Here is a 22056-nt window from a genome sequence, read left to right on the forward strand (position 1 = left end):
ATGACCGAGCGTCCCGAGATCGCGTCCCTGCCGCGCCCCGACACCGCGGAGGGCAAGCCGCGCCATGTCGGCGTCGAGATCGAACTGGGCGGGCTGCCCGAGACCCGCGTGGCCGAGCTCGCCCGCGATGCCTTCGGTGGCGAGATCGAGCGCGGCGAGGAGAAGGGCCTTGTCCTGACCGGAAGCCGCCTCGGCGACATGGAGATCTATCTCGATAGCGCTTTGCTCGGACATGCCGACACACGCTTCCAGGAGGGCCTGCACGAGATGGCCCGCACCGTGGTCCCTGTCGAGATCGTGACCGGGCCGATCCTGCCCGCCCGCATCGCCGAGCTGGACACCTTTCTCGACACGCTGCACGCGGCCGGTGCGTCCGGCACGAGCGGAGGCATCACCGCGGGCTATGGCGTACACTTCAACCCCGAGGTCGTGTCCACCCGACTGGACGACGTTCTGCCGGTTCTGAAGGCCTTCGCCTTCGCCGAGGACGCGTTGCGCCAGGAGATGGGCATCGACCTTTCGCGACGGGTTCTGCCCTTCGTCGATCCCTATCCGCGGCGCCTCCTCGATGGGCTGGCGCGGGCGCCAATCCCGGATATGGCGGCCCTGATCGACCTCTACCTCGACCGTGCGCCGTCGCGGAACCACGGGCTCGACATGCTGTGCCTCTTCGCTCACGTGGACCGGGACCGCGTGGGCGCCAAGATGGACCTGGCGTCCGTCTCGGCGCGGCCGACGTTCCACTACCGGCTGCCGGATTGCCGGATCGGCGACCCGAACTGGTCTCTGGCGCTGGAGTGGAATCGCTGGGTCGCGATCGAGCGGCTGTCCGAGGACCATGGCTTTCTTGCCGAGATCGAGCGCGCCTGGCAGGCGCATCGCGACGCGCTGACCACCGTGCGCGGCGACTGGACCAAATTCACCTCGGAACGGATGGGCCGCTTCGCGTGACACGTCGTCCGATCATCGGCGTGACCGTGTCAAACCGGTCCGGCTGGCGCATCTTTCCGCTGATGTGGCTCAACATCCGCCTTGCCGGCGGGCGCGCAATCAAGTGGCGCGCAGGTAGAGAGGTCGATCTCGACGCAGTGGACGGCGTGGTGATCGGCGGCGGCGACGACATCGCCCCAACGCTCTACGGTGGCGAGGTGCACGTGGGCGTGCGCCTCGATCCGGCCCGGGACGAGATGGAAAGCCGCGTCCTGCGCGATGCCTTCGAGCGCAACATGCCGATCCTCGGCATCTGTCGCGGCGCGCAGATGCTCAACGTGGTGCTGGGTGGCAACCTTCACCAGGACGCCTACGACGTCTACGATTCGCCCTTCGTGAAGACGATCCTGCCGAAGAAGCGCGTGGACGTCGTCGCCGACAGCCTGCTCGCGCGCACCACGGGGCGTCCCTGCCTGCGTGTCAACGCGCTGCACACGCAGGCGGTCAACGACCTCGGGCGCGGCTTGCGGGTTGCGGCGCGGGATCAGGGGGGCATGATCCAGGCAGTCGAGCGTATCCGCGATCCATTCGCGCTCGGCGTGCAATGGCACCCCGAACATATCTTCTACCGCCGCGCCCATCGTCGGCTGTTCCGCGCCCTCGTGGAAGCTGCCCGCGCCAGCACAGCACGGTCCGGACAGCTCGAGGCGGCGGAGGCCGAGGCCAGGCTCAACATGCCCGGGGCAGGGGCCGCATTCCGCGACGTGGGTCCGACACCTCCGCTCTGATTGCATGTGATTCGTCCCTGTGGCGAATCCGCCATAGCTAAAATGCGCTCCAATCCGCACGGAACCCGGACCCCTCCCGGGGGTTTTCTTCGCAAATGAAGTGAGGAAACGAGCGAATGTCTGCAGATGTGTATGTGATCGGTCTCGCAGGCCTGTCGCTGATCGCGGTGATGATCTTCGCGCTCACGGCACGGTCAAGCGACGACCACACTCACGATGACCGGCAGCGGCACTCTTCGTCTCTGGTACGGGATGGCCGCTCCAACTGATCAATCATCCCGCAAGGGGGCCGCTGCAACTTACGCGGCCCCCTTGCCCGCACGACAGACCTTTCCCCCGTGACCATTCCGCGGTTCTCTCGTGGAAGAACACGAGGGGCCTTCCATGACAGATCTCGACATCCGCATCGCTGCCGCCCGCGGTGAAATTCCCGCCGACCTCGTCCTGCGGGGCGGGCAGGTCTACGACCTCGTGACAGGAACCCTGAGCGAGGGCGATGTCGCGATCGTCGGCGACCGGATCGTGGGCGTGGAAGCCGATTACGAGGCACACGAGGTGATCGACGTCTCGGGCCTGATCCTCGTGCCCGGCTTCATCGACACCCACCTCCACGTGGAAAGCTCGCTCGTCACACCCCACGAGTTTGACAGGTGCGTCACGCCACACGGTGTGACGACAGCGATCTGCGACCCCCATGAAATCGCCAACGTGATCGGTGCCGAGGGCATCCGGTATTTCCAGAAAGCCTCCGAGACCACCGTGATGGACCTGCGCGTGCAGCTGTCCTCCTGCGTGCCGTCGACCCACATGGAGACATCCGGCGCCACACTCGAGGCTGATGATCTGGAGGCTCTGCGCGGCCACCCGTCGGGAATCGGGCTTGCAGAGATGATGAACTATCCCGGTGTCATTCACCGCGACCCCGGCATCATGGCCAAGCTGCGCGCGTTCGAGGGCGGCCACGTGGACGGTCATTGTCCGCTCCTGTCGGGTCGCGACCTCAACGCATATGCTGCGGCCGGAATCCGCACCGAGCACGAGGCGACCAGCGCCGAAGAAGCCGCCGAGAAGCTGCGGAAGGGCCTGCGCGTGCTGATCCGCGAGGGGTCGGTCTCCAAGGACCTGCTGGCCCTGCAGCCGCTCCTGACCGAACGGACGGCGGCCTACATGTGCCTGTGCACCGACGACCGCAACCCGCTCGACATCGCGGAGGAGGGGCATCTCGACCACATGATCCGCACGCTGATCGCACACGGCACGCCCACGCTTGCGGCTTACCGCGCCGCGTCGCTGTCGGCGGCCGAGGCGTTCGGGCTGAAGGACCGCGGTCTCGTCGCGCCGGGCTATCGCGCCGACATCGTGGCGCTGCGCGATCTCGAGACCTGCGATATCGCCCATGTGATCTGCGGCGGCCGGCTGGTCGAGGGCGCGCTCTTCGAAGGGCGGTCCGAGCTGCCGCCGGTGGGGCGCGGTTCGGTCACGCTGCCACAGATCGACGCCGCTACTTTCCGCCATGCCACGAACGCCGAAACCACACATGTCATCGGCATCCGCGAGGGCCAGATCCTCACCGATCACCTGGTGGAGGACGTGGCCATCACCGACGGCGACCAACGCCCCGACCCGGTGCGCGACCTCGTCCGGATCGCCGTGATCGAGAGGCACGGGCGCAACGGCGACGTCGCCACCGGCTTCGTGCGCGGCTTCGGGATGACTGACGGCGCCATCGCCGCCACGGTCTGCCACGACCATCACAATCTCGTGGCCGTGGGCATCGACTACGATGACCTCGCGCTTGCCGCCAACAGGCTTGCCGAGATCGAGGGCGGCTTCGTGGTCACGCAAGGGGGCAGGGTGGTCGCCGAACTGGCTCTGCCGGTCGCGGGCCTCATGTCGCTGGAGCGGTTCGAAACGGTGCGCGACCGCCTGCGCGACCTGCGCGCGGCGGCCAAGGACCTTGGCGTGACGCTGCACGAGCCGTTCCTGCAACTCGCGTTCCTCGCGCTGCCGGTGATTCCGGCTCTGAAGATCACCGACCGCGGCATGGTCGACGTGGAGCGCTTCGAGATCCTCGAATAGGACTTGCCGGCGGTTTCGTATTTCCGTATTTCCGGAAATATGGAATCAGATATCATCTCGCAGTTCTCCGCCCTCGCGCATCCCGGCCGCCTCGGGGTGTTCAGGCTGCTCGTGCGCCGGGCGCCGGACCATGTGCCGGCGGGCGAGATCGCCGCGGCGCTGAACCTGCCGGCGTCGACGCTGTCGCCCTATCTCGCGCAGCTTCGGCAGGCGGGCCTGGTGACGGAGCGGCGGCACGGCACGTCACGGCGCTATGCCGCGCACGTCGACGGGGCGGTCGAGATGGTGGACTTCCTGCTCGGCGATTGCTGCCGGGGCCGCGTTCCGCTCTGCCCGCACCCGGGCGCCAGTGTTCGGGAGACCTCCGACATGATCCACCGACCCTACCGCGTCCTGTTCATCTGCACCGGCAACTCCGCCCGGTCGATCTTTGCGGAGGCGTTGCTGCGCGAACTCGGCGGCGACCGCTTCGAGGTCCACTCGGCCGGGACCAGGCCCCAGTCCGAGCTCAACCCGCTCGCGGTGAAGATGCTGGCCTCAAAGGGACACGACACATCCACCCTGCGAGCCAAGAACGTGGAAGAGTTCCGCGGCGCCGAGCCAGCCCCGCTCGACTTCGTTTTTACCGTCTGCGACCGCGCGGCGAACGAAGACTGCCCTGCCTGGGCCGGCCAGCCGGTCTCGGCCCACTGGGGCCAGCCCGACCCGGTTGCTGCCACTGGCACCGAAGCCGAGCGGATGCTGGCCTTCCAGAGCGTCTATGGCGCCCTGCGCAACCGCATTCAGGCCTTCGTGGCCCTTCCCATCGACAGCCTCGACCGCGCCGCGCTCCAGCGCCGCGTGGACGACATTGCCCATCTCGACCAGACCGGGGAAACCGCGTGACCACATACGCTCTGAACGGGCTCGGCCGCATCGGAAAGCTCGCCCTGCGGCCCGTGCTCGAGGCCGGCCTCGACATCGCGTGGCTGAACGACGCGGTGGGCGATCCCGAGATGCACGCGCACCTGCTTGAATTCGACACCGTGCACGGCCGCTGGTCCGCCAACTTCGCGCACGACGCCGAAGCGATCAGCGTCAACGGCACGCGCCTGCCGATCCACAGAAAGAAAAGCCCGGCGGATCTTCCTCTCGACGGGGTGGACGTGGTCGTGGACTGCACCGGCCAGTTCAAGACCGAGGCCGCGCTGGCGCCCTATTTCGAGGCCGGTGTGAAGAAGGTGGTGGTCTCGGCGCCGGTCAAGGACGGCGGCGCGGCGAATATCGTCTACGGCGTGAACCACGACATCTACGACCCCGCGTCCCACCGGATCGTCACGGCGGCAAGCTGCACCACGAACTGCCTCGCGCCGGTGGTCAAGGTGATCCACGAAGGGCTGGGAATCCGTCACGGCTCGATCACCACGATCCACGACGTCACCAACACGCAGACCATCGTGGACCGCCCTGCCAAGGACCTGCGGCGCGCACGCTCGGCGCTGAACTCGCTGATCCCAACGACGACCGGCAGCGCCACGGCGATCACGCTCATCTACCCCGAGCTGACGGGCAAGTTGAACGGCCACGCGGTGCGGGTGCCGCTTCTGAACGGCTCGCTGACCGATTGCGTGTTCGAGGTGGAGCGCGAGACCACGCCGGAAGAGGTCAACGAGATGTTCCGCGTCGCCGCCGAGGGACCTCTGGCAGGCATTCTCGGCTACGAGACGCGCCCGCTGGTGTCGACCGATTACGTGAACGACCCGCGCTCCTCAATCGTGGATGCGCCCTCGACGATGGTGGTGAACGGCACACAGGTGAAGGTCTACGCCTGGTATGACAACGAATGGGGCTACGCGCACCGTCTCGTGGACGTCGCTCGCATGGTGGGAGACAGCCTGTGAGCGCCACCTCCCACAAGGCCACTGAGCGCCCAGACGGCCTGAGTGCCTACATCGCGGTCACGGCGGCCTACTGGGCGTTCATGCTGACCGACGGGGCGCTGCGGATGCTGGTGCTTCTGCACTTCCACACGCTCGGTTTCTCGCCGGTGCAGCTGGCTTACCTGTTCATCCTCTACGAGCTTGCTGGCGTGGTCACCAACCTTGCCGCGGGCTGGATCGCCGCGCGGTTCGGGCTGACCTCGACGCTCTATGCCGGTCTCGTCATCCAGATCGGGGCGCTCGCGGCGCTGACGCAGCTCGATCCGGGCTGGTCGGTCACGTCCTCCGTGGTCTTCGTCATGGCGGTGCAGGGTGCGTCCGGCGTGGCCAAGGACCTGGCGAAGATGTCGTCGAAGTCGGCGGTGAAGGTGCTGGCCCCCGAGGAGGCCGGCGGCCTCTTCCGCTGGGTCGCGGTCCTCACGGGGTCGAAGAACGCGGTCAAGGGCCTGGGCTTTCTGCTGGGCGCGGCGCTGCTGGCCCTTGCGGGGTTCCAGGCCGCGGTGATCGGCATGGGCGCGGTTCTGGCGATGATCCTCGTTGCCGTCGCGTGGAAGATGCCGGGCGGACTGCCCAAGGGCCGGAAGGAGGCCAAGTTCCGCGAGGTCTTTTCCGACAATCCGAACGTCAACTGGCTGTCGGCGGCGCGGGTGTTTCTTTTCGGCGCGCGTGACGTGTGGTTCGTGGTCGGCATCCCGATCTACTTCTACGCCGTGCTGTCGGACGGATCCGAGGCCGGCAACCGCACCGCGTTCTTCGTCATCGGCACCTTCATGGCGGTCTGGACGATCCTCTACGGTGCGGTGCAGGCCTTTGCGCCGCGGCTTCTGCGCGCCAAGGACCGCCCCGAGCCCGAACTGGTGACGGCCGCGCGGGGGTGGGTGGCGGCGCTGGTCGCGATCCCGGCGCTTCTGGCGGTGCTGGTCTGGATGCGGGGTGAAAGCGTAGAGACCACCACGGGCCTGATCGTCGGCCTCCTGATCTTCGGTGCGATCTTCGCGGTGAACTCGTCGCTGCACTCCTACCTGATCCTCGCGTTCACCAGCGGGGCGCGGGTCACGATGGACGTGGGATTCTACTACATGGCCAACGCGGCTGGCCGGCTTCTGGGTACGCTCCTGTCAGGGCTGACCTACCAACTGGCCGGGGTCGGTGCATGCCTGATGACTGCCTCGGTGATGCTGGCGCTGTCGGCGGTGGGCGCGGCGCGGCTGTCACCCGAGCGGAGCGGATAGGTGGCGACGGCCTGAGAGCGCCAACTTACGGAATAAGAAAGGCCGGCCCCGCGTCTCACGGGGTCGGCCTCTTTCACGTCAGGCGCACGGGCGCGGTCAGTCGAAGGCCATGAGACCTTCGAGCACCACGTCGGGATGCGCCGGGAACTTGCGGATCCGAACGCCGCAGGCATTGTAGATCGCGTTCGTCACAGCGGCGCCCGCGCCCGAGATGCCCAGCTCGCCGATACCCTTGGCCTGGATCGGGTTCGCGTAGTCGTCGCGCTCTTCCAGGAATTTCACGTCGAGCTGCGGCACGTCGAGATGCGCCGGCATGTGGTAGTTGGCGAAGTCGCGCGTGATGATGTGTCCACGACGCGGATCGTGCTCGGCGGCCTCGGTTAGCGCGGTGCCGATGCCCCAGATCATGCCGCCCCAGCACTGCGACCGGGCGGTGCGCTCGTTTAGGATGCGACCCGCGGCAAAGGTCCCCGCCATGCGCTTGACCCGAACCTCGCCGGTCCAGGCGTGCACGGCCACCTCGGCGAAATGCGCGCCGAAGCCCGAGGAGAACGCTTCCTTCCGTGTGTCGCCGGGCTTGATCTGGGCAACCTCCACGATGTCGCTGTCGATGAGATCCTCGAGCTTCTTCTCGACGTTGCCGCACCGGGCGAGGCCGTTCGACAGCGTAAGGTCGTCGCCGCCGCAGCCCATCTTGTCCGCGATCTGGTCGCGGATGGCCTTGCAGGCTAGGAACACCGACGAACCCGACGAGGCAGCACCGAACGAGCCGCCGGAGCCAGCCGCCTTGGGGAAGCTGCTGTCGCCGAGACGAACCTCGACCAACTCGCGCGGCAGCCCCAGCATTTCCCCGGCGATCTGGCCGAGGATGGCATAGGTGCCGGTGCCGATGTCGGTCATGTCGGTTTCGACGATGGCCCCGGTAGGGGTGAGGATCACGCGCGCTTCGGACGGCAACAGCATGTTCATCCGCGCGGCCGAGGCCACGCCCATGCCGGTGAACCAGTCGCCTTCGCGGCGGGCTCGGGGCGACTGGCGCTGGTCCCAGCCGAACGAGGACGCTCCGTCCTTCAGGCACTCCGCCAGCATCCGGGCCGAGTAGGGCAGGCCGGTTTCGGGGTGCGTCTCGGGGATGTTGCGCAGGCGCAGTTCCACCGGATCGACCCCCGACGCTTCGGCCAGCTCGTCCATCGCGGTCTCGAGGGCGACCATGCCCACGGCCTCGCCCGGGGCCCGGACCGAGCCCGACGGATTGCGGTGAATACGCGCCGTCTCCTGGCGATACCGACGGTTCGCGCCGCCATAGAGGAAGTGCGTCGCCTGGTTCGTGGGCTCCGAGAAGCCCTCGTTCGGCAGGTTCGACACCCGGTCGCGATGCTCGATACCCAGAAGCGTGCCGTCAGCCTCCGCGGCCAGCCGGATCCGCTGGGTCGTTTCGGTGCGGCGCAGCACGGCGTCGAACACCTGCTGCCGGCTCATCACGACGCGGACCGGACGGCCCAGATCCTTGGCGGCGATGGCAGCCGCCACGGCCTCGTTCGAGATGCCCAGCTTGGATCCGAAACCACCGCCAATATAGGGCGACAGGATGCGGACGTTTTCTTCTTCGATATTAAGAGCATCGGCCAGTTCCTTCACGTTGAACTGGACCAGCTGGCAAGAGCCGTGAAGGGTGACCTTGTCGCCCTCCCAGACAGCGATGGCGGCATGAGGTTCCATGGCCCCCGCGACGTGTGCGGCGGTGATGTATTCCTCGTCGACGGAATGCGCGGCCTTGTCCATCGCCATGTCGATGTCGCCGTAGTCTTCCTTGTCGGTCCACTCGGTCTCGGAGGCGTTGTCGGGATCGACCTCGGCTTCTTCCTCGGAATACTCGAGCTTGAGCCGCTGGGCAGCGTCACGCGCCTGCTCGAACGTGTCGGCCACGACCACGCCGATGGGCTGGCCGAGATACTCGATGTACTTGCCATCGCGCACCGGGCTTTCGCCCATCATGCCCTGTGCCGGGTTCCGGATCATACGCTCGTCGGTCATGTGAACGGCGAGAACCCCGGGCATGTCGCGAACGCCGGCCTCGTCCACCCTGAGAACGCGGCCCTTGGTGATCGTGGCGCGCACGAGCACGCCGTGGGCGAGGTTCTCGACCTTTGCCTCGGCGGCGTAGGTCGCCTGACCCGAGACCTTCAGGTGTCCTTCGGGCCGCACCAGCGGCGCGCCGATGATGCCCTGACCGGTTTCGTCGAGGAGGCGCGGCTGCACCTCGTTCATGCGGAACGTTCGCGTCATGCGGCGTCTCCCATGTCAAAGTGGGTCTCGCCCGACAGGCCGGTGGCGTCGCGCAGCGCGGAAATCAGCGTGCGTTTGGCCAGCGGGGCCTTGAAGGCATTGGATTCCTCGGTCCAGGCGTCGCGCAGCAGCACGTCGGCCGCCTTGGCGAACAGCTCGTCCGACGGCGCTTCGCCGGCCAGCACGTCCTCGACCTCGGTATCGCGCCACGGCTTCGCGCCGATGCCGCCGAAGGCGAGTTGCGCGCTTTCGATCGTGTCGCCGTCCATCTTTACGACGGCCGCGACGGACACGAGGGCAAAGGCGTAGGAGGCGCGGTCGCGAACCTTGCGGTAGGTCTGACGGGCCCCGGAGACCGGCGCGGGCAGGATCACCGCGGTGATCACCTCACCGGCCTCCAGCGCGTATTCCTTTGCCGGGTTGTCGCCGGGCAGCAGGTAGAGATCGCCCACCGGAAGGGTGCGCGTCTCGCCAGACGTCTGACGAATTTCCACCTGGGCGTCGAGCGCCCGCATGGCCACGGCCATGTCCGAAGGATGCGCGGCGATGCATTCCGGCGAGGTGCCGAGGATCGCGCACATCCGCGCGATGCCGCCTTGGGCCGAGCAGCCGCTGTTCGGCTCGCGCTTGTTGCAGGGCATGGCGGTGTCGTAGAAATACGGGCACCGTGTGCGCTGCAGCAGATTGCCGCCGGTAGTGGCCTTGTTGCGGATCTGGCCGGAGGCGCCGGCCAGCAAGGCGCGGGCGAGGACCGGATAGGCCCTGCGGACGGTCGGATCGCCGGCAAGCACCGAGTTCGACACCAGCGCGCCGATGCGCATACCGCCGTCGGGGGTGCCGTCGATGTCCGACAGGCCCGGCAGGCGGGTCAGGTCGACCACGTGCTCGGGCGTCATGATCTGCAGCTTCATCAGGTCGATCAGGTTCGTCCCGCCGGCGATCGGCGTGGCGCCGTCCGTCAGCGCCTGCGAGGCGACCTCGAGGTTTTCGGGGCGGGTGTAATCGAAGGGCCTCATGCCTTGTCCTCCGCTTCAGCGGCGCGCGCGATAGCTTGGCGGATGCCGGGATAGGCCGAGCAGCGGCAAAGATTGCCGGACATGCGTTCGGCGATCTCCTCGTCGGTCAGTTCGCCCATGTCGGCGAGCGACGGAGAGACATAGGAGGGCCAGCCGAGCTTGGCTTCCTCGATGGCGGCGGTGGCCGAGACGATCTGGCCGGGCGTGCAGTAACCGCACTGGTAGCCGTCGCACTCGACGAAGTCCTGCTGAAGTCGGGCAAGGTCGTCGGGCATGCCGATGCCCTCGATGGTGGTGATCTCGTCATCCTCGTGCATGACGGCAAGCGACAGACACGAATTCACCCGGCGTCCGTTGACCAGCACGGTGCAGGCACCGCATTGACCGTGGTCGCAGCCTTTCTTCGACCCGGTCAGGCCGAGCCGGTCGCGAAGGGCGTCGAGCAGCGTGACGCGGGGCTCGATATCGAGCTTGTGCGTCTCGCCATTGACGGAAAGAGTTACGTCCATGGGGAGCTCCGGTAGGTGGGAAGTCTTCGGAAAAGGAGATGGACGCGCCTCCGCGCCCGTCAAATCCGAACGTCCGATCTGCTACCGGGTTCCTGATGTGACCGAATTGCCTCGACGTCGCCTAGCGGGGCACGCGGATCGGTCCCTTTGGATCGGCGCCGATCCAGTCCGGCAGGCCGACATACCGCTCGACCAACCAAAGCGCGAGACAGAGCGCCACCACCGCGAAGACGAGCCGAACCATGGTCCATGACGGCGGGTTCTGCGCCCACCTGCGCATCCGCATGAGCCAATGGAGGTTCATGCGGTGAAGCGCACCTTGCCGATGTGGGGCAGGTTGCGGTCCCGTTGGGCGTAGTCGATGCCGTAGCCCACCACGAATTCGTCGGGGATGGTAAAGCCGATCCAGTCGGCGCTGACCTCTGTCTCGCGGCGCGACGGTTTGTCGAGCATGGCGATCGAGCGCAGCTTGCGGGGGTTGCGCGAGGCCAGCAGCTTCAGGACATGCGACAGGGTGTGGCCGGTGTCGACGATGTCCTCGACCACCAGCACGTCGCGGCCCTCGATCGCGGCGCGCAGGTCCTTGAGGATGCGGACCTCGCGGCTCGATTCCATCGCGTTGCCGTAGGACGAGACCTCGAGGAAATCGACCTCCACCGGCAGGCTGAGCGCCCGCACGAGATCGGCGATGAAGATGAAGGAGCCGCGCAGGAGGCCGACGACGACCAGTTGCTCGGTGTCGGCGAACTCGGCTTCGATCCTGGGCGCGAGCGCGGCGATGCGGGCCGCGATCTGGTCCGACGAGTACATCTCGTCGATCACGTAGGCTGGGGTCGTCATGCGGATTCCCTTGATTTTCGGTCGCAACATACGACATCCCCCGTCACTGTCACCCAGAAGAGGACAGGCCGGATCCGCGCATGACGACCCATTCCGAGACAAGGCGGCTGCCATACACGGCGCAGCAGATGTACGACCTCGTGGCCGACGTGGGATCGTACCCAGAGTTCCTGCCGTGGTGTGCCGCCGCGCGGGTCAAGTCGACCGAGGACCACGGCGATCACGAGGTGATGCACGCGGACCTCGTGATCAGCTTCAAGGTCTTCCGCGAACGCTTCGGGAGCCGGGTGACGCTCTGGCCCGAGCACAAGAAGATCGACACCGAGTACATCGACGGACCCTTCCGCTACATGGAGGCCAACTGGTCCTTCCGCGACCTCGACGAAGGCGGCTGCGAGGTTGTCTTCCACGTCGACTTCGAGTTCAAGAACGCGATGCTGCGTTCGATCATCGGTGTGGTGTTCAACGACGCCATGCAGCGCATCGTCCGCGCTTTTGAGCGCCGGGCCGACGCGCTCTACGGGCCGCGCCGCTGATCCTCCTTCGCTAACCCTTCGTTCGGAAATCCCGCCCCGCGCCCCATGCGCGCCGGAATCGCGCGCGATCCGACCTGTGCGGGGGCGCAACCGAACGGGGGTGAACGACGATGTCACCGATGAGCAAGGCCGGGACGGGACCGGTCACGAGGCCTTCGCCGCAGGTGGAGACCGGCGCGATCCAGCGCCATGACCGGAACATGAAAGCGAGCGAGGCCGCGGCCTCCGAGCGGCGGCGGGACACGCAGGCGATTGTCGCGGCCCATGCCGGCGAGGGCGCGGCGTCGAGCGCCTACCGCATGGCGCAGATCCTCGGGATGCCGCCCGAGCATGTCTCGATGCTGAAGCCGAAGGGCTGAGCTCGGCGCGGCGACCGGTCAGTCCGCCTCGACACCGAGCGCGGAGGCGAGAAGCCCCAGGGCATGATCCCGCGCCGCTTCGCGGACCTGCGCGCGGCCGAGCGCGCCGAATTCGACCGTCTCGGTCGTCACGCCCACCGGGCCGGCAAGCCCGAAGCAGACGCGCCCCTCGGGCTTCGTCTCGGACCCGCCGGGGCCTGCGATCCCGCTGATCGACACCGCGATGTCGGCCCGCGCCGCGTCGCGCGCGCCGACAGCCATCTCGTGGACGACCGGTTCGGACACAGCGCCGTTCGCCTCCAGGGTGGCCGGTGAAACGCCCAGCATCTCGGCCTTCGCAGCGTTGGAGTAGGTGACGAAGCCGCGCTCGAAGACGGCCGAGCTGCCCGCCACGTCCGTCAGCGCCGCCGCGACCATGCCGCCGGTGCAGGACTCGGCGGTGGTCACCGTCAGTCCGCGGGCCGTGGCGGCCTTGCGGATCGCCTCTGCGAGGTTCGCGCTCACATGAACACCACGTGCCAGACGGCGCCGAGAAAGAACGTCGCCAGCGCCGCGAAGGCGCCCGCCACCAGGTCGTCGAGCATCACGCCCCAGGCTCCGCCCATGCGGTCGGCCCGGCCCACCAGCCAAGGCTTCCAGATGTCGAAGAGGCGGAAGAAGACAAATCCCGCGACCCAGCCCGGCCACAGCGCGAGAACGTCCACGCCCGCGAAGCTCGCCCCGTAAGCCACTGGAAACAGGGCGATCCACTGGCCCGCCACCTCGTCGATGACGATTTCACCCGGGTCCTTCTCAGCCGACCCGGCAGTCGCCGCGCGGATCACCGGGACGCCCCCCAGGGCCACGAGGACGGTCGCGAGAGAGGTCAGCCAGACGTCCCCCGCGACGTAGAGGCACCAGAACAGCGGCAGCGCCGCCAGCGATCCCCATGTGCCGGGGGCGGGGCGGATGAGCCCCACGCCGAACAATGTCGCGACGAACCGGCTCATGCCGACACCAGCGCGCACGTGGCCAGCGCGGCGATGCCCTCGGACCGGCCGGTGAAGCCCAGCCGCTCGGAGGTCGTGGCCTTGACCGACAGCCGGTCGAGGTCGCAGCCCACGATCCCGGCCATGACCTTGCGCATCCGTGCCGCGTGGGGACCGATCTTGGGGGCCTCGCAGACGATGGTCACGTCGATATTGGAGATGCTGTAGCCGCGCGCCTGCGCCATTTCGGCCGCGTGACGCAGGAAGACGTGGCTCTCTGCGCCCTTCCATTGCGGGTCCGAGGGCGGAAAATGCGTGCCGATGTCGCCCTCGGCGAGCGCGCCGTAGATGGCGTCCGTCGCGGCGTGCATCGCCACGTCGGCGTCCGAATGACCGACGAGTCCCGCGTCGTGCGCCACGTGCACGCCGCAGAGCGTCACCCCGTCGCCCGGCCCGAAGGCGTGGACGTCAAATCCGTTGCCGAAGCGTATGTCCATCCATGGTCTCCAGAATGCGTGCGGCACGGTCGAAATCGTCCGGGCCGGTAATCTTCAGATTGTCCTCGGCGCCCGCGACGATCGCCACGTCGATGCCGGCCATGCGCGCGACCTCCACGTCGTCGGCGGCGCCGCCGGGGTGCGCGAGATGCGCGTCGAGGATCGCGCGAAAGCGGAAGCCCTGCGGGGTCTGCGCGCGGAACAGCCCCTCGCGTCGTGCCGTTCCGCCGACTCGGCCCTCGGGCGTCGCCTGCCAGAGGGCGTCGGTCACCGGAAGGCCCGGCGCGGCGCCCGGCACGGTCTCCAGCGCTGCGACCACCCGGTCGATGACCGCACGGGGCACGCAAGGACGTGCGACGTCGTGGATCAGCACCACGTCCGGGGCCGCAGCCGTCAGCGCCTCGAGACCCGCGCGCACCGATGCCGCACGGTCCGCCCCCCCAGCGATCAGGCGGACGGGCAGGGCGCCGATGGCCTCCTCCGCCGCCGCGCGATCATCGGGGTGGATCACGAGCGCGATCTCGTCCATGTGGGAAAACCGCGACAGGGTCCATTCGGTCACCGTGCGTCCGGCCACCGGGCGCCACTGCTTGGGCAGGTCGCCCCCGGCGCGCGTGCCGCGTCCGGCGGCGACGATGAGGGCGGCCTGTCGCATCACGGATCCCGCTGTCGTCGTTCGCCATTTCTGTAGGCGCTGGCCCGCGGGGGTGCAATGCGAGGCGGCGATATGATTAAAAATTGGGCGTTCGCCAAGAAAGCGGTCGCTTATGCCCCGCCGGAGAATTGAATGCCGCCCGAACGCGCGGTAGCGGAAACTTAATGCACAAGGAATGATTGCTTGAGCGCCACCCTCGACACCCTCCGCCTGAACGATCCGGTGCTGCTCGCGCCGCTCGCCGGCATCACCGACCTACCGTTCCGCACGCTCGTGTCGCGGTTCGGAGCAGGGCTCGTGGTGTCGGAGATGATAGCGAGCCAGGAGATGGTCGAAGGCAAGTGGGCCGTGCGCGAGAAGGCCGAGTTGGGCCTCGGCGCGGCGCGGACATCGGTGCAGCTCGCGGGGCGGGATCCCCACTGGATGGCCGAGGCCGCACGCATGGTCGAGGCGAACGGCGCCGCGATCATCGACATCAACATGGGCTGCCCGGCCAAGAAGGTGGTCGGCGGCTATTCGGGTTCGGCGCTGCTGCGCGATCTCGACCACGCCCAGCGGCTGATCGAGGCGGTGGCCGGTGCGGTATCCGTGCCGGTCACCCTCAAGACGCGGCTCGGATGGGACGCCGATTGCCTGAACGCCCCGGACCTCGCGCGACGCGCGGAAGGCGCGGGCGTCGCGATGATCGTGATCCACGGCCGGACCCGCTGCCAGTTCTACAAGGGCCGGGCCGATTGGGCTGCGATCCGGAACGTGAAGGATGCCGTGCAAATCCCAGTCATTGCGAACGGAGATATCGTAGACGCGGCTTCTGCCCGGACCGCCCTCGCAACCTCGGGCGCGGATGGCGTGATGATCGGCCGCGGCGCGCAGGGCCGCCCATGGGAACTGGCGCGCGTCGCCGCGGCGCTCTGCGGCCGACCGGTTCCGGACGCACCCGAAGGAAACGAATTTCTGGACGTGGTATCAGAGCATTACGAAGCGATGCTAAGCTTTTATGGCGCCGATCTCGGCATCCGCGTCGCACGCAAGCACCTGGGCTGGTACATGGACGGCCGCGGTGTGTCGGGCGATCTGCGCCGCCGGATCCTGACCGAACGCGCCCCGTTGGAGGTCCGCGCCATGCTGCCCGACGCGCTTCTCGTGCCCGAGAGGGCCGCAGCATGAACGAAGCCACCGAGGGCGCGATCTGGTCGTCGCTGCCGATCCCGGCCATCCTCATCGACGCGCGCGACCGCATCGCGGACATGAACCCGGCGGCCGAGGACTTCATGAACAACTCGGCCAAATGGCTGCTTGGCCAGCCGGTGTGGGACAGGCTTGCCGTGGATGCGCCGCTGGAAGGAAGCCTCGAACGCGCTCGGGCGCAGGGCACGCCGCTCTTCGTCAACGACGTGGACGTGGGTACCGGCGCGCGGCCGCCGCTCGTGGCCTCGCTGCACATCGCGCCGGTCTCGGGCAGCCCGGGCTGGATGGTCATGCTGATTTCGCCGCGCGAACTGGCGGGCCGGATGACCCAGAGCCATTCGGTGAAGTCCGCGGCCAAGTCCGCCATCGGCATGGCCGAGATGCTGGCCCACGAGATCAAGAATCCGCTCGCCGGGATCGCAGGGGCGGCGCAACTGCTGTCGATGAACCTCGGCAAGGAGGACCTCGAGCTTACCGACCTGATCGTCGCCGAGACCCGGCGGATCGTGAAGCTTCTCGAGCAGGTCGAGCAGTTCGGGAATCTCTCGCCACCCGAGAAGCGCGCCGTGAACCTGCACGACGTCCTGGACCGGGCGCGGCGTTCGGCGCAGCTGGGCTTTGGCGCTCACATGAAGTTCGTCGAGGACTACGACCCCTCGCTACCGTTGGCCTGGGGCGACCCGGACCAGATGCTTCAGGTTGTGCTGAACCTAGTGAAGAACGCCTCGGAAGCCGCTGATCCGAAAGCCGGTGGAACGATCCGCTTGCGGACGTTCTACGAACACAGCTTCCGCCTGCGCCGGGCCGACGGCACCGGCCAGGTGGTGCCGCTTCAGGTCGAGATCGTCGACGACGGTCCCGGCCTGCCGCCCGATATCAAGGGCGACATCTTCGATCCGTTCGTCTCGGGCAAGGAGAATGGCACGGGGCTCGGCCTCGCGCTGGTCTCCAAGATCGTGTCCGACCACGACGGCTGGATCGCCGTAGATTCTGTGCCGGGACAGACGCGCTTTCGCATTTCGCTGCCGCGCGCCCCCCGCGATGCCAAGGAGACTGACTGATGGACGGCACGGTTCTTGTCGCCGACGACGACCGCACGATCCGCACGGTGCTGACGCAAGCACTGACCCGTGCGGGCTGCAAGGTTCACGCGACCTCGTCACTGACCACGCTGATGCGCTGGGTCGGCGAGGGAAAGGGCGACGTGGTGATCTCGGACGTGGTCATGCCGGACGGCAACGGCCTGGAAATGCTGCCGAAGATCCAGCATGACCGGCCCGATCTGCCGGTCATCGTGATCTCGGCCCAGAACACGATCATGACGGCGATCCAGGCGGCCGAGGCGGAGGCCTACGACTACCTGCCGAAGCCTTTCGATCTGCCGGACCTTATGAAGCGTACCGCCCGGGCGCTGGAGAACCGCAACCGCGCCCCCCGGCGCGAGGAACCCGCCCTTGGCGCCGACGCCCCGGACGAGTTGCCGCTTGTCGGCAAGACGCCGGCAATGCAGGCGCTGTACCGGCTCGTCGCGAAAGTGATGAACACGGATTTGCCGGTGCTGGTCTGTGGTGAAAGCGGGACCGGCAAGTCATTGATCGCGAAAACCATTCACGATTTCTCGGACCGCCGCACGCTGCCCTTCATCACCGCCACCGCGGCGGACCTGTCCGACATCGAGGGTCCGGCGCGGGTTCTGGCGCGCGTCAAGGGCGGCACGCTTCTGATCGACGAGATCGCCGACATCGACGAAGAGGTGCAGGCCCGGATCGTGCGGATGATGGATGGCCCCGGCGATCACGTGCCACGCTTCATGGCGACCTCGCAGACCGACCTCGCCCACGCGATGGAGGAGGGCAGGGTGCGCCGGGATCTCTACTACCGTCTGTCCGGCGCCACGATTCTCGTGCCGTCGCTGCGGGAACGGGTGGAGGACATCGCGCTCCTGACCGACCATTTCCTCGCTCGTGTGGAACGGGAGGGCGGACCGAAGCGCTGGCTGTCCGACGACGCGGCCGAGCTTTTCCGCGCCTATTCCTGGCCGGGCAACGTGCGCCAGCTCGAGAACTCGGTGCGGCGCCTGTCGTTGACCAGCCGCGCCGACGAGATCACCCGCAACGAGGTCGAAGCGGTTCTGGGGAACCAGCCCGAGACCGGCCCGATCCTCAAGGGCGGAGATGCCGAGAAGCTGTCGACCTCGGTCGCGCGGCACCTGCGGCGCTACTTCGACCTGCACGGCGCGATGCTGCCACCGCCGGGGCTTTACGCGCGTATCCTGCGCGAGGTGGAGGCGCCGCTGATCGAGATCGCGCTCGATGCCACGGGCGGAAACCAGGCCAAGTGCGCCGACCTTCTGGGCATCAACCGGAATACGCTTCGCAAGAAAATCACCGATCTCGATATTCGCGTGACACGACGCCGGAAGTTGATGTAAAACCGCAACAGAACCGTGGCCCCATCGCTTCAGGCGATGGAGAGACCACAACATAAGGCGGTTGGCCGCGTCACGCGGCCCAAAAGGGCGGGGGTGGTTGTGGCCACTCGGGCACGAGGTATCGACTGGTCGCGTCTCAGCAGACTGCGCCGCAAGCGGCGCGTGCAGAACGCGGCGACCATGGGACTGGTCCTTCTGGGCCCCGTTCTCGCCATCGCGACCTACGCGGTGCTGGGGCCGCTGGACCACGGGTCGGCCCAGTCGACGCCGCTGCGCCTGATCCTTCTGGCCGATCTGGTCTACGTCCTGCTGCTGGCGGCGCTGGTGCTGAACCGGGTGGCCAAGATGGTCTCGGCCCGGCGCGCCCAATCCGCCGGCTCGCGCCTGCACCTGCGGCTGACCGGGGTCTTCGCGCTGATGGCGCTGCTCCCGACGATCACGGTGGCGGTGTTCGGCGTCCTCACGATCAACTTTGGCCTGGAGACGTGGTTCTCGACCCGTGTGCAGAACGTGGTCGGCGCATCGCTGGAAGCCGCCGAGAGCTATGAAAGCGAACACCGCGCCGACCTCGCGCAGGATGCTCGCGCGCTGGCCCAGTTCCTCGACGCCAACCGGCGGGCCGCGCCGCTCCTGGCAGAGGACGGATTGCGACAACTTCTGGCCTCGGGACAAACGCAGATCCAGCGCGGCCTGTCCGAGGCTTACATTATCGACGGTGCAGGCGAGATCGTGGCGCGCGGGGAGGAATCCTACCGGTTCTACTACGAAGAGCCGGACGCGACCCAGTTCTCGGCTGCCGAGGCAGACGGCATCGCGCTGATCCCCGACTGGGACAATGACGAGTTCCGAGCGCTGGTCCCTCTGGAGGCGTTCTTCGACCGCTACCTTTACGTGACGCGGGCAGTGGACGGCGGAATCCTCAACCTGCTCGACAACACGCAGGAGACTGCACGTTTCTACCAGCAACAGGAAAGCGAGCGGGGCCGGAGGCTGTTCGACTTCGCTCTGCTCTACCTCGGCTTCGCGGTCCTGCTGATCCTCGCGGCCACCTGGCTGGGCCTGTGGTTCGCAGAGCGCCTGGCCCGTCCCGTGGGACGGCTCGCCGGGGCCGCGCAGCAGGTGGGCAACGGCGATCTGGACGTGCAGGTGAAGGAGGACGAGGGCGATGACGAGATCGCCATGCTCGGCCGCTACTTCAACCAGATGACTCGCCAGCTGAAGGGCCAGCGCGACCGGCTGCTGGAGAACACCCGCCAGATCGAGCGGCGCCAGCGCCTCTTCGACTCGGTGCTGTCGTCGGTCACCTCCGGCGTGGCGGGGCTGGATTCTCGCGGTCGCGTGTCCTTCGTGAACCGCTCGGCCGAACGGCTGCTCGAGTGGCAGGAGGAGAACGAGAATCTCCCGATCCACGTGGCGGTGCCCGAGTTCGGCGCGCTTTTCGACCGCCTGCAGGACACCGGCGCCGAGGTCGTTCAGGAAGAGGTGAAGGTCAGTCGAGAGGGCCGGCTCGAGCATCTGCTGGTTCGCATGGCGACCCGGCGGCGCGAGAGCGGCAGCCTCGAGGGATACGTGATCGCCTTCGACGACGTGACCGACCTCGTCTCGGCGCAGCGTCTCGCGGCCTGGGGCGACGTCGCCCGTCGCATCGCCCACGAGATCAAGAACCCGTTGACGCCGATCCAGCTTTCGGCCGAGCGCATCAACCGGCGCTATCGCCGCGGTCTCGACGAAGAAGATGCGGCGCGACTCGACCAGCTGACCGAGGTGATCGTGCGCCAGACCAACGACCTGCGCCGGATCGTCGACGAGTTCTCCAAGTTCGCGCGGATGCCCGAACCGCAGCGGCGCGACGAGGACCTCGTGGCTCTCCTGCGCGGCACGGCGCTGCTGCAGGAAAGCGGCCAGCCGGACGTGAGCTTCGACATCGAGTTGCCCGACACGGAGGTCTCCGCGTCGCTCGACGGCACGATGATAAGCCAGGCGCTGACCAACCTCATCAAGAACGCGGGCGAGGCCATCGAGAGTCTGACCGAGCGCGGCGACGCCCCCGAGGGCCACGTCCCCACGATTCGCGTTGCCATGAGCATCGACGAGGGCATGGCCGAGATCCGGATCATCGACAACGGCGTGGGCCTTCCCGAGGACCGCGCGCGGCTCTTCGAGCCCTACGTGACGACCCGCGACAAGGGCACCGGCCTCGGCCTGCCCATCGTCAAGAAGATCATCGAGGAACACGGCGGCACCCTGTCGCTGGAAGACGCGCCCGCGCCGGTGACCGGCCAGCGGGGCGCGATGGCTCTGGTGCGTCTGCCTGTGGACCCGTCGGCATCCCCGACGGCGCGGGCCGCCGAGCGAGAAGAAGAAACGGTTTGAGCAGAGGAGACGGGCGATGGGCGACATCCTGATCGTCGACGACGAACGCGACATCCGAGAGCTGATCGGTGACATCCTGGAGGACGAGGGATTCACCACCCGTCTGGCCGGGAACTCCGGCGAGGCGATGGCCGAGATCAATGGCGAACCGCCGGCGCTCATCATCCTCGACATCTGGCTGAAGGACAGCAAGATGGACGGGATCGACATCCTCAAGACGGTGAAGCGCGACAACCCGGACATTCCGGTGGTCATCATCTCGGGACACGGCAACATCGAGATCGCGGTGGCCGCGATCAAGCAGGGCGCCTACGACTTCATCGAGAAGCCGTTCAACATCGACCAGCTCCTGGTGGTGATCCGCCGTGCGATGGAGACCGCGCGCCTGCGCCGCGAGAACCACTCTCTGAAGCGGCGAGAGACCCAGGCGGCCGAGATGATTGGCGACAGCCACGCCTTCCGCGCCCTGGCGAGCCAGCTCGACAAGGTCACGCGCTCGAACGGGCGGGTGATGCTGACCGGTCCCGCGGGCGCCGGCAAGGAAGTCGCCGCCCGCTACATCCACGCCCGTTCGAACCGGGCGCAGGGGCCGTTCATCACGGTGAACTGCGCAGGCGTCACGCCCGAGACGATGGAAGAGACGCTGTTCGGCCGCGAAACCGCCGAACGCGGGGTGGAGCCGGGCCTTCTGGAGCAGGGCCACGGCGGCATCGTCTACTTCGACGAGGTTGCGGACATGCCGCACGGCACTCAGTCCAAGATCCTTCGCGTGCTGGTCGACCAGCAGTTCCAGCGTGTTGGCGGCTCGGACAAGGTGCGGGTGGACCTGCGCGTGATCTCATCCACCAACCGCGACCTCGAGGCCGAAATCGCCGCAGGCCGCTTCCGGCAGGAGCTCTTTCACCGCCTGAACGTGGTGCCGATCGCGGTGCCGTCGCTCGAGGACCGGCGCGACGACATTCCCCGCCTTGCGCGGCACTTCGTCGAGCAATGCCACAAGACCCAGGGCCTGCCGATGCGCGAGTTCAGCGAAGACGCGGTGGCGCTACTGCAGACGATGGTGTGGCCGGGCAACGTCCGTCAGCTCAAGAACCTCGTGGAGCGGGTGCTGATCCTCGGGGAAGGCTCCGACGACATCGAGGCCCGCGAGTTGCCGCAGGACGGTCCGCGCGACACCGAGGAGGGCCGGGTGGTCCTGTCCGGCACGCTGGCCACCCTTCCGCTGCGCGAGGCCCGCGAGGCGTTCGAGCGCGAATACCTGCTGACCCAGATCAACCGCTTTGGCGGAAACATCTCGCGCACGGCGAGCTTCGTCGGCATGGAGCGCTCGGCGCTGCACCGCAAGCTGAAGTCGCTGGGCGTCGTGACCTCTGCGAAGGGTGGCGCGCGTCTGGCGCAGGTGGACGAAGAAGAGGACGAGGCCGAACGGCAGGTCGGCTGAACCGCCAGC

23 protein-coding genes are annotated in these 22056 nt (G+C 67.6%); 14 read left to right on the forward strand and 9 right to left on the reverse strand.

Annotated elements, in window-relative coordinates; genetic code table 11:
- From BMX29_RS11560 to arsJ, 7 genes are all read left to right on the forward strand, one after another.
- The gene (locus BMX29_RS11560) at nt 1–951 is read left to right on the forward strand and encodes an amidoligase family protein (protein WP_092812996.1); all 951 of its coding nucleotides are present in this window, start codon (nt 1–3) and stop codon (nt 949–951) included.
- Entirely contained in the window at nt 948–1718 is a 771-nt protein-coding gene (locus BMX29_RS11565) for a gamma-glutamyl-gamma-aminobutyrate hydrolase family protein (RefSeq protein ID WP_240476890.1), read from the forward strand. The genes BMX29_RS11560 and BMX29_RS11565 overlap by 4 nt, the downstream gene beginning before the upstream one ends.
- A gap of 116 nt (nt 1719–1834) precedes the next feature.
- Entirely contained in the window at nt 1835–1987 is a 153-nt protein-coding gene (locus BMX29_RS19225) for a hypothetical protein (protein ID WP_175471181.1), read from the forward strand.
- A 115-nt stretch (nt 1988–2102) separates the two neighbouring features.
- Nucleotides 2103–3797, forward strand: coding sequence for an adenine deaminase (ade, locus tag BMX29_RS11570; RefSeq protein ID WP_092812998.1), 1695 nt, complete (start codon nt 2103–2105; stop codon nt 3795–3797).
- Nucleotides 3798–3836: 39 nt separating this feature from the next.
- Nucleotides 3837–4682 carry an arsenate reductase/protein-tyrosine-phosphatase family protein gene (locus BMX29_RS11575; protein ID WP_092813000.1) on the forward strand — a complete coding sequence of 282 codons (846 nt, stop codon included), beginning with the start codon at nt 3837–3839 and terminating at the stop codon, nt 4680–4682.
- The gene (locus BMX29_RS11580) at nt 4679–5677 is read left to right on the forward strand and encodes an ArsJ-associated glyceraldehyde-3-phosphate dehydrogenase (RefSeq protein ID WP_092813002.1); all 999 of its coding nucleotides are present in this window, start codon (nt 4679–4681) and stop codon (nt 5675–5677) included. The genes BMX29_RS11575 and BMX29_RS11580 overlap by 4 nt, the downstream gene beginning before the upstream one ends.
- Nucleotides 5674–6948 (forward strand): organoarsenical effux MFS transporter ArsJ, encoded by a 1275-nt coding sequence (gene arsJ, locus BMX29_RS11585; RefSeq protein ID WP_092813004.1) that lies wholly within the window; start codon nt 5674–5676, stop codon nt 6946–6948. The genes BMX29_RS11580 and arsJ overlap by 4 nt, the downstream gene beginning before the upstream one ends.
- A gap of 96 nt (nt 6949–7044) precedes the next feature.
- Here the strand turns inward: arsJ and BMX29_RS11590 are convergent, their stop codons facing one another.
- From BMX29_RS11590 to hpt, 5 genes are all read right to left on the reverse strand, one after another.
- Nucleotides 7045–9234: a xanthine dehydrogenase family protein molybdopterin-binding subunit gene (locus BMX29_RS11590; RefSeq protein ID WP_092813006.1), complete on the reverse strand. Its 2190-nt coding sequence runs from the start codon at nt 9232–9234 to the stop codon at nt 7045–7047.
- Nucleotides 9231–10250: an FAD binding domain-containing protein gene (locus tag BMX29_RS11595; protein WP_092813009.1), complete on the reverse strand. Its 1020-nt coding sequence runs from the start codon at nt 10248–10250 to the stop codon at nt 9231–9233. The genes BMX29_RS11590 and BMX29_RS11595 overlap by 4 nt, the downstream gene beginning before the upstream one ends.
- Nucleotides 10247–10759: a 2Fe-2S iron-sulfur cluster-binding protein gene (locus BMX29_RS11600; protein WP_081749578.1), complete on the reverse strand. Its 513-nt coding sequence runs from the start codon at nt 10757–10759 to the stop codon at nt 10247–10249. Before BMX29_RS11600 ends, BMX29_RS11595 begins: the two co-directional genes overlap by 4 nt.
- Nucleotides 10760–10880: 121 nt before the next feature.
- The gene (locus BMX29_RS11605) at nt 10881–11063 is read right to left on the reverse strand and encodes a hypothetical protein (protein WP_043841297.1); all 183 of its coding nucleotides are present in this window, start codon (nt 11061–11063) and stop codon (nt 10881–10883) included.
- Nucleotides 11060–11599 (reverse strand): hypoxanthine phosphoribosyltransferase, encoded by a 540-nt coding sequence (gene hpt / locus BMX29_RS11610; protein WP_092813012.1) that lies wholly within the window; start codon nt 11597–11599, stop codon nt 11060–11062. Before hpt ends, BMX29_RS11605 begins: the two co-directional genes overlap by 4 nt.
- Before the next feature lie 80 nt (nt 11600–11679).
- Here hpt and BMX29_RS11615 point away from each other — a divergent pair, with 80 nt between their 5' ends.
- Nucleotides 11680–12135: a type II toxin-antitoxin system RatA family toxin gene (locus tag BMX29_RS11615; protein WP_092813015.1), complete on the forward strand. Its 456-nt coding sequence runs from the start codon at nt 11680–11682 to the stop codon at nt 12133–12135.
- Nucleotides 12136–12254: 119 nt separating this feature from the next.
- On the forward strand, nt 12255–12494 hold the full coding sequence (locus BMX29_RS11620; protein WP_092813018.1) for a hypothetical protein: 240 nt from the start codon (nt 12255–12257) through the stop codon (nt 12492–12494).
- An 18-nt stretch (nt 12495–12512) separates the two neighbouring features.
- Here the strand turns inward: BMX29_RS11620 and BMX29_RS11625 are convergent, their stop codons facing one another.
- The 4 genes from BMX29_RS11625 to ispD are packed head-to-tail and all read right to left on the reverse strand — an operon-like array spanning nt 12513 to nt 14614.
- Nucleotides 12513–12998 carry a CinA family protein gene (locus tag BMX29_RS11625; protein ID WP_092813021.1) on the reverse strand — a complete coding sequence of 162 codons (486 nt, stop codon included), beginning with the start codon at nt 12996–12998 and terminating at the stop codon, nt 12513–12515.
- The gene (locus BMX29_RS11630; RefSeq protein WP_092813024.1) at nt 12995–13483 is read right to left on the reverse strand and encodes a phosphatidylglycerophosphatase A family protein; all 489 of its coding nucleotides are present in this window, start codon (nt 13481–13483) and stop codon (nt 12995–12997) included. The genes BMX29_RS11625 and BMX29_RS11630 overlap by 4 nt, the downstream gene beginning before the upstream one ends.
- Entirely contained in the window at nt 13480–13959 is a 480-nt protein-coding gene (gene ispF, locus BMX29_RS19230) for a 2-C-methyl-D-erythritol 2,4-cyclodiphosphate synthase (protein WP_043841291.1), read from the reverse strand. Before ispF ends, BMX29_RS11630 begins: the two co-directional genes overlap by 4 nt.
- Nucleotides 13931–14614 (reverse strand): 2-C-methyl-D-erythritol 4-phosphate cytidylyltransferase, encoded by a 684-nt coding sequence (gene ispD / locus BMX29_RS19235; RefSeq protein WP_175471182.1) that lies wholly within the window; start codon nt 14612–14614, stop codon nt 13931–13933. The genes ispF and ispD overlap by 29 nt, the downstream gene beginning before the upstream one ends.
- A gap of 183 nt (nt 14615–14797) precedes the next feature.
- Between ispD and dusB the strand changes: the two genes are divergently transcribed.
- From dusB to ntrX, 5 genes are all read left to right on the forward strand, one after another.
- Nucleotides 14798–15781 carry a tRNA dihydrouridine synthase DusB gene (gene dusB, locus BMX29_RS11640; RefSeq protein WP_244889218.1) on the forward strand — a complete coding sequence of 328 codons (984 nt, stop codon included), beginning with the start codon at nt 14798–14800 and terminating at the stop codon, nt 15779–15781.
- Entirely contained in the window at nt 15778–16863 is a 1086-nt protein-coding gene (locus BMX29_RS11645) for a two-component system sensor histidine kinase NtrB (protein WP_043841288.1), read from the forward strand. Before dusB ends, BMX29_RS11645 begins: the two co-directional genes overlap by 4 nt.
- Nucleotides 16863–18233: a sigma-54-dependent Fis family transcriptional regulator gene (locus tag BMX29_RS11650; protein ID WP_043841286.1), complete on the forward strand. Its 1371-nt coding sequence runs from the start codon at nt 16863–16865 to the stop codon at nt 18231–18233. Before BMX29_RS11645 ends, BMX29_RS11650 begins: the two co-directional genes overlap by 1 nt.
- A 180-nt stretch (nt 18234–18413) precedes the next feature.
- The gene (locus tag BMX29_RS11655) at nt 18414–20606 is read left to right on the forward strand and encodes a sensor histidine kinase NtrY-like (RefSeq protein WP_051487345.1); all 2193 of its coding nucleotides are present in this window, start codon (nt 18414–18416) and stop codon (nt 20604–20606) included.
- A gap of 16 nt (nt 20607–20622) precedes the next feature.
- Entirely contained in the window at nt 20623–22047 is a 1425-nt protein-coding gene (gene ntrX / locus BMX29_RS11660; protein WP_043841284.1) for a nitrogen assimilation response regulator NtrX, read from the forward strand.
- Nucleotides 22048–22056 lie beyond the last annotated feature (9 nt).

The organism is Roseivivax marinus (assembly GCF_900109705.1).
Classification (GTDB): domain Bacteria; phylum Pseudomonadota; class Alphaproteobacteria; order Rhodobacterales; family Rhodobacteraceae; genus Roseivivax; species Roseivivax marinus.